The organism is Kitasatospora sp. MAA19 (assembly GCF_029894125.1).
In the GTDB taxonomy this organism is placed as follows: Bacteria; Actinomycetota; Actinomycetes; order Streptomycetales; family Streptomycetaceae; genus Kitasatospora.
In genome coordinates this window covers 70,783-82,888 of the sequence record NZ_JARXYZ010000001.1, presented here as the reverse complement: position 1 = coordinate 82,888, position 12,106 = coordinate 70,783, and the positions used below count along the sequence as shown (strand labels likewise).

The window sequence follows — 12,106 nt, the reverse complement described above, 5'->3', positions numbered from 1 at the left end:
GCCGTGGGAGGGTATCGGGGTGAACGTCCTGGATGTGCTGCTGATCGCCGCTGCCGTGGGATTCGCCGTGTCGGGTTACCGGCAGGGCTTTGTGGTGGGTGTCCTGTCCCTGGTCGGCTTCCTGGGCGGTGGCCTGCTGGCCGTCCAGCTGCTGCCGTTGCTGCTCGACCACCTCAGCCCGGGCACCACCGCCTCGGTGGTGGCCGTGGTGGTGGTGATCGTGTGTGCCGCGATCGGCCAGGCGATCACCGCGCACTTCGGCTGGAAGCTCCGCGGCCACATCGACCGCCGCCCGGCGCGGGTGCTGGACGCGACCGGCGGGGCGGCCGTGAACGTGGTCTCGATGCTGCTGGTGGCCTGGCTGATCGGCTCGGCGCTGGCCGGGGCGTCGCTGCCGACGGTGTCCAAGCAGGTCCGCTCCTCGGCGATCCTCGGCGGCGTGCAGAACGCGCTGCCCGACGACGCGCCGAACTGGTTCTCGGACTTCTCCAAGGTGCTCGCCCGCAACGGCTTCCCGCAGGTCTTCAACCCCTTCGAGCACGAGCCGATCACCCAGGTCGACACCCCCGACCCGGCGCTGGCCGGCAGCCCGGCGGTGGCGCGGGCCAAGCAGAGCCTGGTCAAGGTGGTCGGCGCCGCCACCTCCTGCGGCAAGACCCTGGAGGGCAGCGGCTTCGTCTTCGCCCCGCACCGGGTGATGACCAACGCCCACGTGGTCGGCGGGGTCGACGAGCCCACCGTGCAGATCGGCGGGGCCGGGCAGCTGTACGACGCGACGGTGGTCCGCTACGACTGGCAGCGCGACATCGCCGTCCTGGACGTGCCCAAGCTGAACGCGCCGGCGCTGGCCTTCGCCGGCGAGGCGAAGACCAACGACAGCGCGATCGTGGCGGGCTTCCCGGAGAACGGCGCCTTCAACGTCCAGCCGGCCCGTATCCGCGGCCGGATCCAGGCCAACGGCCCGGACATCTACCACCGCGGCCAGGTGGTCCGCGACGTCTACTCGGTCCGCTCGCTGGTCCGCCAGGGCAACAGCGGCGGCCCGCTGCTCACCCCGGACGGCCAGGTCTTCGGCGTGGTGTTCGCCAAGTCGCTGGACAGCGCCGACACCGGGTACGTGCTGACCGCGGCCGAGGTGCGGGACGACGCGGAGAAGGGCAGCACCGCGAACACCCGGGTGGACACCCAGGGCTGCGCGCTCTGACCGGGCCCGGCGGCGGTCCGACGCGCCGGGTCCTACCATCCGATATCCGTCGCACCGTCAGTCCGCCCTGGTAGCCTCTGCCGCGCTCACCCGTTCGGCTCAACCGGGCGCCGTCCCGGAGTGAGTCTTACGGGAGGTCGTGGTAGTCCGATGATGGGTCACTCGCACGCGGTCAGTGGGGCGATGCTGTACGCCGCCTCGGCGCCGTTCCTGCCCCCGCTGCTGCTGCACACCACGCTGCAGCCGGCGGACATACTGATGGGCACGGTGCTGTGCGCGGGTGCGGCCCTGCTGCCGGACCTCGACCACCACGACGGCTCGATCGCCAACTTCCTCGGCCCGCTCTCCAAGGCGCTCTGCCGCTTCGTGGCCTGGGCCTCCGGCGGTCACCGGCACGCCACCCACTCGCTGCTGTTCGTCGCGCTGATGGGCGCCGGCACCTGGGCGGGCGTCACCTTCCTGGGCCGCAACTTCACCCTCGCACTGACCTTCTTCCTGCTCGCGCTCGCGATCCGGGCGCTGCGGCTCTGCCCGCCGGGCGACGGCCCGGAGGCCTGGATCACCATCATCGGGCTGTCCGCGCTCGGCACCTTCGGGATGAACACCTGGATGCCGAGCTCGCCGGGCTGGTTGCCGTACGCGGTGGCGCTGGGCACCCTGGCGCACCTGCTGGGCGACTGCCTGACCAAGAAGGGCGCGCCGCTGCTCTGGCCGCACAAGGAGCGCTACGAGGTGGTGCTGATCAAGCGCAGCGGGAACAGCGTCGAGACGAAGGTGCTGGTGCCGATCATGTCGGTGGCGACCTTCGTCCTGCTCTGGTTCACCGCGCTGTCGCCGACGATCGTGAACTGACCCCGCCGGGAAACGATCGTGAACTGACCCGCCGGGAACCGGCCGGGTGACGCGGCGCGAGGCCTCAGGTCTCGCGCCGCAGTCGTGCGCCCACCCAGCGGGCGCGTCGACCGAGGATGCGGGGGATGCCGAGCTGGCGCTGCGCCGGGCGCTGACGGCGGTCGAGGCCGTCGTGGCCGAGGTCGTCCGCCCGGTCGGGGCGGTGGGCGGAGCGCTGGGAGCTGTTGTGGCGTCGGGCGCGCGGGGCGCCGCCGCGATCGGGCATCCAGGTCATACCGGAATGGATGCCCTTGGGCCGGTGGGGGTAACCGCCCGTTGCACGGCGAAGTTGGCCTATGCGGTTGTCATATGAGCTTAACAATAGGGGAGTTGGGGCCAAGGGCCCTTCCCCTGCGTCCCTTCCCGCGCACCCCGCCCGCGTGCCCCTCCCGCCGCTCCCCGGCCGTCACTCCTTGTGGCGGCCGACCCAGTCCAGCAACTCCGCGGTGAACTCCTCCGGGGCCTCCTCGTGCGGGAAGTGCCCGACCCCCGGCAGCAGCCGCCAGCGGTACGGCGCCGCCACGTACTCCCCGCCGCCGAGCGCGGTGTGCGACAGCAGCACCGGGTCCGCCGCGCCCTGGACGTGCAGGGTCGGCGCCGTGATCGGCTTCTTCATCCGCCGGGCGAACTGGATGCCGTCCGGGCGCGCCATCGAGCGCAGCAGCCAGCGGTACGGCTCGATCGAGCAGTGCGCCGTGCTGGGGATCTGGATCGCCTGCCGGTACGCGTGCACCGTCGCCTCGTCCAGCTGGTTCGGGCCGGTCCAGGCCTCCAGGTAGCGGCCGATCTGCGCGGCGTCGTCGGAGACCAGGCGGCGTTCCGGTATCCACGGTGGCTGGAAGCCCAGCACGTGCTCGAAGGCGGCCGCCTGGCGGCGGTCGGTCAGCAGGGCCCGGCGCAGGTCCCGGGGGTGCGCGGCGGAGACCACGGTGAGGCTCTGGATCACCGACGGGCGCATCACGGCGGCCACCCAGGCCAGCGTGCCGCCGGAGGCGTGCCCGACCAGGTGCGCCCGGCGTTCGCCGAGCGAGCGGATCACCCCGGTGATGTCCAGGGCGAGGTTGCCCGGGTCGTACCCGCGCGGGGTGCGGTCGCTGCCGCCGATGCCCCGCAGGTCGAGGGCCACCGCCCGGTAGCCGGCCTCGGCGAGCGCGGTCAGCTGGTGGCGCCAGGCCCACCAGTACTCGGGCCAGCCGTGCACCAGCAGCACCAGCGGGCCCGTGCCCAGCTCGGCGATGTGGAACCGGGCGCCGTTGGCCGCGAGGTCCCGGTGCGTCCACGGGCCGGCCTGCCGGACGCTCCAGGCCTCGGCCTCGCCGTCGGAGCCGCCGTCGGCCCCGCCGTCGGGGGCGGTGCCGGGGCCCTCCTCGGCGGGCTCCCGTCCGGGGGCCGGAGCGGGGCCGGAGTCGGCGGACGGCTGCGCGGGTTCGGGCTTCTGGTCAAGCGGCATACCGAGAGCGTGTCACATCCGCGGCTCGGACAGGTGTCCGGCACTCGCTCCCGGCGGGGTCCGGGCGGGCGGCGCGCGCCGCCCCCGGAGGGACCGTTACGGGATGCGGCCCAGGGCCCGGTCGATCTCCTCCTTGGTGGCCGGGCGCGGCCGGGCGTTCTTCAGCACGTCGGCGGTCTTCTGGGCGCCCTCGATGGTGCGGTGCGGCTTCTCGATCCGCTTGAACGAACGCCAGGCCATCAGCCCGAGCAGCACCGCGAGCAGCAGGTAGGCGCCGGCCACGATGAGGAACGACCAGCCGAGCGACAGGCCCAGCGCGTGGATGCCGAACGCCACCGCGGCGCTCAGCATCGGGACGGCGGCCAGCGCCACCACGCCGGCGACGGCCAGCGAGACGCCCCCGGAGACGCCGCGCTTGACGTCCGCCCGGATCTCGGCCTTGGCGAGCGCGATCTCGTCGTGGACCAGCGCGGACAGGTCGGCGGTGGCCGCCGCGAACAGCTGCCCCACCGAACGCTCGCCCTCGTAGGGCGCCCGGCCGTTGCTGGACGGGTCTGCGGCTCCTGCGGGCATCAGCGGTTCTCCTCTGCGGCTGTGCGGCGTGACGCCGCCGTGTGGTGCGGTTCCGGGGGCCGGTGGGGCCCGGAGGCGTCAGTGGACTGTCGATAGCTCAGAATCATGCCCCTACCGGTCAGCCGCACACCACTCCGGGGCCCCGCCGGAGGGATGTGTCCCGGCTGCGGGCGGCTCCTGGCAGGCCTCAGCGGTCCGTTCCGGGCCCCTCGCCGGTCGGGTGCCGGGTCGGTTCGGCGACCCGGGCCCGCCAGGCCGGGTCGCCCTGCTGGTAGACGTCCGGAACGCCGTCGTCGTCCAGGTCCCGGTCCTCCTCCTCGCACAGCGCGCGGTAGTGCCGGTTGCGCAGCTTGAGCAGCACGGTGGCGACCGCCGCGCAGAGCAGCGAGCCGACCAGGACGGCCGTCTTGGAGCGGTCGGCGAGGGCCAGGTCGCCGGGGAAGGCCAGCTCGCTGATCAGCAGCGAGACGGTGAAGCCGATGCCCGCGAGCACCGAGACCGCGAACATGTCGGCCCACTTGAGCTGCGGGTTCAGTTCGGCCCGGGTGAACCGGGCGGCCAGCCAGGTGCCGCCGAATATGCCCACCGTCTTGCCGACCAGCAGCCCGATGACGATGCCCATCGGCGTGGCCTGGGTGAACACCTCGCGCAGCGCCGGGACGGAGATCGTCACCCCGGCGGCGAACAGCGCGAACACCGGGACGGCCAGGCCGGCCGAGAGCGGGCGGACCAGGTGCTCGATGTGCTCGCCGGGGGAGTGCTGCTCGTCGCCCTCCTTGTGGCAGCGCAGCATCAGGCCCATCGCGACGCCCGCGACCGTGGCGTGGATGCCGCTCTCGTGCATCAGCGCCCAGTTCACGACGGCCAGCGGCACGAAGAGGTACCAGCCGTGCACCCCGCGCCGGTGCAGGAACCAGAACAGCACCAGGCCGGCGAAGGCCAGGCCGAGCGCCCAGAACTTGATGCCGGAGCTGTAGAAGATCGCGATGATCAGGATCGCGATCAGGTCGTCCACCACGGCGAGGGTGAGCAGGAAGGCGCGCAGGGCGGACGGCAGGTGGCTGCCGACCACGGCCAGCACGCCGAGTGCGAAGGCGATGTCGGTGGCGGTCGGGATGGCCCAGCCGGCGGGGTGGCCGCCACTGCCCGAGTTGACGAGGGCGAACAGGATCGCCGGCAGCGCGACGCCGCAGACGGCGGCTATCACCGGCAGCACCGCGGCGCTCGGGGTGCGCAGCTCGCCCGCGACGAACTCGCGCTTGAGCTCGATCCCGGCGACGAAGAAGAAGATCGTCAGCAGGCCGTCCTTGGCCCAGTTGCCCAGGGTGAGGTCCAGGTGCAGCGGGGCGGACGGCCCGATGGTGTAGTCGAGGACGCTCTCGTACGCGTGCGGCCAGGCGTTGGCCCAGATCAGCGCGACCACGGCGGCGATCAGCAGCAGCACGCCGCCGACCGTCTCGGTGCGCAGGGCGTCGGTGACGAAGGTCCGCTCGGGCAGGGAGAGCCGGCCGAGAAGCTGCCGGCGGCGGGTCGTCGGCTCGTGGACGGGCGGCTGGTCGGTCACGCGGGACCTCCTGAGGGGCTGGGAGCGGCAACGGATACACCTGTGGTGCAGTTGCCGACCAGACTTCCCGGCGCGCCCTGTGACGCCCGGACTCCTGCTCAAGGATCTTGATGCGTCATTAACAGTCTAACGGGATCGTTCGGGTGACATCCGGATTGTCCTATTCAGGGACTTAAGCCCTGTGGGACGGTTCTGCATCCCGGCGGAGCAGCGGTACGGCACTCGAACGGCGCGTACGACACCCTGCGCACCCTGGCGGCCGGCCGGGGGAGGGCGGAGGACTGACAGCCGTGCCCCGGGCGGTGACCACCGCCCGGGGCACGGGTTCATCGCTTCGGCAGGCTCAGCCGTTGCCGCCCGACGGCGGCAGCTGGGCCTGGATCTGGCTCATCACCGTGCTGTCGGCGAGGGTGGTGGTGTCACCGACCTCGCGGCCCTCGGCGATGTCGCGCAGCAGGCGGCGCATGATCTTGCCGGAGCGGGTCTTCGGCAGCTCGCCGACCACCTTGATCTGCTTCGGCTTGGCGATCGGGCCGAGCGTGCGGCCGACGTGCGCGCGCAGCTCCTCGACCAGCTCCGGGCTCTCGGTGACGCCGCCGCGCAGGATCACGAAGGCGACGATGGCCTGGCCGGTGGTGGCGTCCGCGGCGCCGACCACGGCGGACTCGGCCACCGACGGGTGGCCGACCAGGGCCGACTCGACCTCGGTGGTGGAGATGTTGTGGCCCGAGACGAGCATGACGTCGTCGACCCGGCCGAGCAGCCAGATGTCGCCGTCCTCGTCCTTCTTGGCGCCGTCCCCGGCGAAGTAGCGGCCCTGGAAGCGCGACCAGTAGGTGTCGATGTAGCGCTGGTCGTCGCCCCAGATGGTGCGGAGCATGGACGGCCACGGCTCGGTGAGCACCAGGTAGCCGCCGGAGCCGTTCGGGACCTCGTTGGCCTCGTCGTCGACCACGGTGGCCGCGATGCCCGGCAGGGCGCGCTGGGCCGAGCCCGGCTTGGTCTCGGTGACGCCCGGCAGCGGGCTGATCATCATGGCGCCGGTCTCGGTCTGCCACCAGGTGTCCACGATCGGGGTCTTGCCGGCGCCGATGTGCTCGCGGTACCAGATCCAGGCCTCGGGGTTGATCGGCTCGCCGACGCTGCCCAGCACCCGCAGCGAGGACAGGTCGAACTTCGCGGGGATGTCGTCGCCCCACTTCATGAAGGTGCGGATCGCGGTCGGCGCGGTGTAGAGGATCGTCACGCCGTACTTCTGGACGATCTCCCAGAACCGGCCCTGGTGCGGGGTGTCCGGGGTGCCCTCGTAGATGACCTGGGTGGCGCCGTTGGAGAGCGGGCCGTAGACGATGTACGAGTGGCCGGTGACCCAGCCGATGTCGGCGGTGCACCAGTAGACGTCGGTCTCCGGCTTGAGGTCGAAGACCGCGTGGTGGGTGTAGCTGGCCTGGGTGAGGTAGCCGCCCGAGGTGTGCAGGATGCCCTTGGGCTTACCGGTGGTGCCCGAGGTGTAGAGGATGAACAGCGGGTGCTCGGCCTCGTGCGCCTCGGGGGCGTGCTCGGTGGACTGGCGCGCGGTGATCTCGTGCCACCAGACGTCGCGGCCCTCGGTCCAGGCGATCTCCTGCCCGGTGCGGCGGATCACCAGGACGTGCTCGACGCCCTCGACCTTGGTGAGCGCCTCGTCGATGGCCGGCTTGAGCGCGGACGCCTTGCCGCGGCGGTAGCCGCCGTCGGCGGTGATGACGAGCTTGGCCTGCGCGTCCTCGATCCGGGAGGCGACGGCGTCGGCGGAGAAGCCGCCGAAGACCACCGAGTGGGTGGCGCCGATCCGGGCGCAGGCGAGCATCGCGACGACCGCCTCGGCGATCATCGGCAGGTAGACCGCGACCCGGTCGCCCTTGCGGACGCCGAGCTCCAGCAGCGCGTTGGCGGCCTGCGAGACCTCGTCCTTGAGCTGGGCGTAGGTGATCGAGCGGCTGTCGCCGGGCTCGCCCTCGAAGTGGATCGCGACCCGGTCGCCCAGGCCGGCCTCGACGTGGCGGTCGACGCAGTTGTAGGCCACGTTGAGCTTGCCGTCGGCGAACCACTTGGCGAAGGGCGGGTTGGACCAGTCCAGCGTCTCGGTCGGCTCGACGGCCCAGCTGAGGCGGCGGGCCTGCTCGGCCCAGAAGCCCAGGCGGTCCTCGGAGGCCTGCGCGTACGCCGCCGCGGTGACGTTCGCGGCTGCGGCGAGCTCTGCCGGCGGGGCGAAGCGCCGCTCCTCCTTGAGTAGGTTGGCCAGGCTCTCGTTGCTCAACGCGCACTCCCTATCGAGTCATGATCGGGGACGATCCCGTGCGTGGGGACTGTCCCGTGTGTCCCAGCGCACAGCTCACCAGGCGAATGGGGCAGTTGACAAGAGGCTTCGGATTATTGGTGTAGACCTTTGACCGACAGTCGAACGACGCGCCGTACGGCCCGCCGCCTCGGGGGCGGCAGGCCGTACGGCGGCCGGCGGGCCCGTGCCCCGGCCCGCCCGGCGGGGACACGGGCCCGGCTCTCAGGCGGCCAGCTGGGGGCCCTCCTCGCCGCCGTCGACGGGGGCCGTGCCGTCCGCATTCACCCGTTCGGGCGTGTCGCCAGTCGTGGGCCCGGCCGGGGCCGCCTCGACGCGCGCCTCGACCGGGCTGAACGTCCCGGCGGCCCGGTCGAGCACGTAAGCCTGCGCGGTCGCGAAGTCGAAGTACATCCCGACCAGCCGCAGGGTGCCCTCCTCGACCCGGCGCTCCACGGCCGGGTTGGCCATCAGCTGGTCCAGCTGCTGGACCACGTTGGTGATGCAGAGCTGCTCCACCAGGTCCACCACCGGCCGGGCGGCGAACCCGGCGGGCGCCCGGCGGAGCCGGTCCAGCGAGCCGCGGCCGTTGCGCAGCCAGCGGGCCAGTGCGGTGGGCGGCCCGGGGCGCTCGTGCACGCCGTCCAGCAGGGCCTTCATCGCACCGCAGCCGGAGTGGCCGCAGACCGTGATCGAGCGCACCTCCAGGGCCTCGACCGCGTACTGCACCGCGGCCGCCACCGAGTCGTCGGCCGCGCCGGGCTCGTACGGGGCCGGCACCAGATTGCCGACGTTGCGGACGGTGAAGAGGTCGCCCGGGCCGCTGTTGGTGATCATGCTGGTGACCATCCGCGAGTCCGCGCAGGTCAGGAAGAGCTGGGAGGGGGTCTGCCCCTCCCGGGCCAGCCGGGCGAGCTCGGGCCGGATCAGCGGGGCGGTGTGCTGCTGGAACACCCGGACGCCGTCCAGCAGGCGGCCGTGCGGGTCCTCCTGCTGGTCGATGCAGTGGTGGCCGACCCAGGGCGTCCAGGCCCGGCAGCGGTGCGGGCCGGGTGAACTGCCCGCCCGGACGGTGCCGTCGGGGTCGAGCACCTCGTCGTCCCTGCGGCGCGTCACCATCGAGACCCGGCCGCCCGCGCCCTGGCGCCCCGTCCGCCAGCTGTGCAGCGTCTCGTACGCGGCGTGGTCCAGGAAGGAGCCGTCGTGGACCACCGTGACCTCGGCGTGGGCGGGGATGCCGGCCAGCGCCCGGCTCAGCCGGGGGACCGCGGTGAAGGTGAGCGGCCCGTGCGTCTGGACGGTGACCGAGCCGTCCGGTCCGGCCAGCACGTCCACGTGGGCGCGGGTCAGCCGGTAGAGCGCGAGCAGGACGGCGGTGCCGGCGCCGAGTGCGACGCCCCACAGCACGCCGAGGGCCACCACGCCGAGCATGGTGGTCAGGTAGACCGGGAACTCGCGGTGCCGGTGCACGTTGCGGATGTGCGCGAAGCTCACCATCTGCAGCCCGACCACCAGCACCAGCGCGGCCAGCGCGGCCAGCGGGATCCGGCGCAGCCCGCCGGTCAGCGCCAGCGCGGCGGCGAGCACCCAGACGCCGTGCAGCACCGAGGCCCACCTGGTCTGGCCGCCGGCCCGCACATTGGCGGTGCTGCGGACGGCGCCGCCGGCGACGGGCAGCCCGCCGACCAGCCCGCTGACCACGTTGGCCAGGCCCTGGCCGCGCAGTTCGCGGTCGAGGTCGCCGGTGCGCCGGGACATCCGGTCGACCGCGACGGCGGACAGCAGTGACTCCACGCTGGCGACGGCGGTGACGGTGAGGACGGCGGCCAGCACCCCGGCGAGCGGGCCGTGCGGCAGCGCTGGCACGAGTGCGTGCGGCTGCCAGGCGGGCAGTCCGATGTGGGCGAGCCGCAGGTCCAGGGCCAGGGCGAGCGCGGTCGCGGTGGCGACGGCGGCCAGCGGGCCCGGGACCTTGGCCAGCCGGGCGCCGAACTCGCCCGCGCGGCCGGGGAGTCGGCCGAGCCGGGGCCAGCCCAGCAGGACGGCCACGGTCACCGTGCCGACCAGCAGCGCGGGCGGGTGCGGGCCGGCCAACTGGCCCGGCAGCGCGATGAGGTTGGCGATCGCCGAGCTCTGCGGGGAGCCGCCGAGGACGCCGTGCAGCTGCGCGATGGCGATGGTGAGCCCGACCCCCGCCAGCATGCCGTGCACGACGGCGGGCGAGACGGCGAGCGCCGTCCGGGCCACCCGGCGTGCGCCGAGCAGGAGTTGGAGCAGCCCGGCGGCGAGGGTGATGGCGCAGGTGGCCCGCCAGCCGTACTGGACGATCAATCCGGCGGTGATCACGGTCAGCGCGGCCGAGGGGCCGCTGACCTGGAGCGGGGTGCCGCCGAACAGCCCGACGACGATGCCGCCGACGGCCGCGGCGGCGAGGCCGGCGGTGAGCGGGGCGCCGGTGGCGAGTGCGATGCCGAGGGAGAACGGCACGGCGATCAGGAAGACCACCAGGGAGGCGGAGAGGTCCTGGGCCCAGCGGGCGCCGGTGCCGGGGCCCGGTGGCGCGTGGTCGGTGGTGTCGGAGGCGATGGGTGCGCTGGAGATGTCGAGGGTCATTGTCTTCCCGTCTGTCCGGGGGAACGAACGCAGTCAGGTCCGGCGGTGAGTCCGGGGTGGGGCTCCGGGGCGGATCGGCTGTCGTGGGTCGCGACGGTGTGGCGGGATGGCGTGGGCGCGGCGGGGAATACGGGTGCACCGGCCGGACCTTGACCATCAGGGCCCGCCAGGGACCTGGGCGAGGTGCGGGACGTCTCGCCGAGGGCCGTCGGGACGGACCATCAAGACTCGGTAAACCGAGGGTAATGAAAGCTTTGCACAGCGTCACCCGGGGAGGGAAGGGGAAAACCCCCTGATTCACCCCATCGGGTGGTGTTCGAACCGCCGGGAATCTGCTGGTGGCGCCGGTTGCCCGGGCATGCGGAACGGGCCGTGGCCCTCCCCGGGTGCAGGGGGAGGGCCACGGCCCGTTCGGGGTGGAGTGGGGTCAGGCGTGTGCGCCCGCCGGGGTGGAACGCACGCCGTCGGCCGCGAGCCCGCCCAGCACGAACGCGTCGTCCACCTGGGTCGCGAGGTCGACGCCGACCTTGGCGTTGGCCCAACTCTCCGCGTTGCGCAGGTGGAACAGCACGGCCTGCTCGGTGTAGCGGCGCGCGTCCCGCTGCCCGTACGCGGCCTCGGCCTCGGTCCTCAGTTCCTCCAGGACGGCCCGGTTGGTCGGCTCCAGCGACTTCAGCGGCGGCTCGGCGCCCTGCTCCAGGCGGCGTACCCAGTCCGAGTGCCCGAAGGTGGTGAGCAGGTCGTCGCCGACCTCGCGGCGCAGGAACGCCAGGTCGTCCGGGCCCTGCACCTTGTTGCCGATCACCCGCAGCGGCACGTCGAAGTCGCGGGCGTAGTCCTTGTACTGGCGGTAGACGGAGACGCCCTTGCGGGTCGGCTCGGCCACCAGGAAGGTCAGGTCGAAGCGGGTGAACAGACCGGAGGCGAAGGAGTCGGAGCCCGCCGTCATGTCGGTGACCAGGTACTCGTCGGGACCGTCCAGCAGGTGGTTGAGCAGCAGTTCCACCGCGCCGACCTTGGAGTGGTAGCAGGCCACCCCGAGGTCCTCCTCGGTGAAGGCGCCGGTCGCCAGCAGCCGGACCGAGCCCTCGTCCAGCGCGATCGGGCGGGCGCAGGCGGCGTAGACCGGGTTCTCCTCGACGATCCGCAGCAGGCGCGAACCCCGGCCGGGCGGCGTGGTCTTGATCATCTCGTCGGATGAACGGATCAGCGGGTTGCTGCCGCGCAGGTACTCCTTGATCTCCGGCAGATGCGCGCCGAGCGAGGGCAGCTTGCCGGCCTGAGCATCCGTCAGCCCTAGGGCAGGGCCCAGGTGCTGGTTGATGTCGGCGTCGACGGCGATGACCGGCCGGCCCGCGGCGGCCAGATGGCGGATGAACAGTGCGGACAGCGTGGTCTTGCCGCTGCCGCCCTTGCCGACGAAGGCGATCTTCATCTGGGACTCCGGCTCTCGCTCTGGGCCCGCGCTCGGGGCCGCCTGCTCAGGGGTCGCGC

General features: G+C 72.9%; 9 protein-coding genes. 2 read left to right on the top strand and 7 right to left on the bottom strand.

The features are described 5' to 3' along the window. The first annotated feature begins 19 nt into the window (after positions 1 to 19). The gene (locus P3T27_RS00290; protein ID WP_280673404.1) at positions 20 to 1,204 is read left to right on the top strand and encodes a MarP family serine protease; all 1,185 of its coding nucleotides are present in this window, start codon (positions 20 to 22) and stop codon (positions 1,202 to 1,204) included. Between the two features lie 150 nt (positions 1,205 to 1,354). Further along, positions 1,355 to 2,056 carry a metal-dependent hydrolase gene (locus P3T27_RS00285; protein ID WP_280673403.1) on the top strand — a complete coding sequence of 234 codons (702 nt, stop codon included), beginning with the start codon at positions 1,355 to 1,357 and terminating at the stop codon, positions 2,054 to 2,056. 64 nt (positions 2,057 to 2,120) lie between these two features. Here P3T27_RS00285 and P3T27_RS00280 read toward each other — a convergent pair whose 3' ends face one another. From P3T27_RS00280 to P3T27_RS00250, 7 genes are all read right to left on the bottom strand, one after another. After that, a complete protein-coding gene (locus P3T27_RS00280) occupies positions 2,121 to 2,330 on the bottom strand; it encodes a hypothetical protein (protein WP_280673402.1) in 210 nt (69 codons plus the stop codon). Positions 2,331 to 2,501: 171 nt separating this feature from the next. Further along, entirely contained in the window at positions 2,502 to 3,545 is a 1,044-nt protein-coding gene (locus tag P3T27_RS00275) for an alpha/beta hydrolase (RefSeq protein WP_280673401.1), read from the bottom strand. Between the two features lie 96 nt (positions 3,546 to 3,641). Further along, entirely contained in the window at positions 3,642 to 4,118 is a 477-nt protein-coding gene (locus tag P3T27_RS00270; protein WP_280673399.1) for a phage holin family protein, read from the bottom strand. 187 nt (positions 4,119 to 4,305) lie between these two features. Continuing rightward, complete coding sequence (gene nhaA / locus P3T27_RS00265; protein ID WP_280673397.1) at positions 4,306 to 5,682, bottom strand: Na+/H+ antiporter NhaA; 1,377 nt, start codon at positions 5,680 to 5,682, stop codon at positions 4,306 to 4,308. A 343-nt stretch (positions 5,683 to 6,025) separates the two neighbouring features. Then, entirely contained in the window at positions 6,026 to 7,981 is a 1,956-nt protein-coding gene (acs, locus tag P3T27_RS00260; protein ID WP_280673395.1) for an acetate--CoA ligase, read from the bottom strand. Positions 7,982 to 8,224: 243 nt separating this feature from the next. After that, a complete protein-coding gene (locus tag P3T27_RS00255; RefSeq protein WP_280673394.1) occupies positions 8,225 to 10,612 on the bottom strand; it encodes a SulP family inorganic anion transporter in 2,388 nt (795 codons plus the stop codon). A gap of 427 nt (positions 10,613 to 11,039) precedes the next feature. Further along, positions 11,040 to 12,047, bottom strand: coding sequence for an ATP-binding protein (locus P3T27_RS00250; RefSeq protein ID WP_280673392.1), 1,008 nt, complete (start codon positions 12,045 to 12,047; stop codon positions 11,040 to 11,042). Between the last annotated feature and the right edge of the window lie 59 nt (positions 12,048 to 12,106).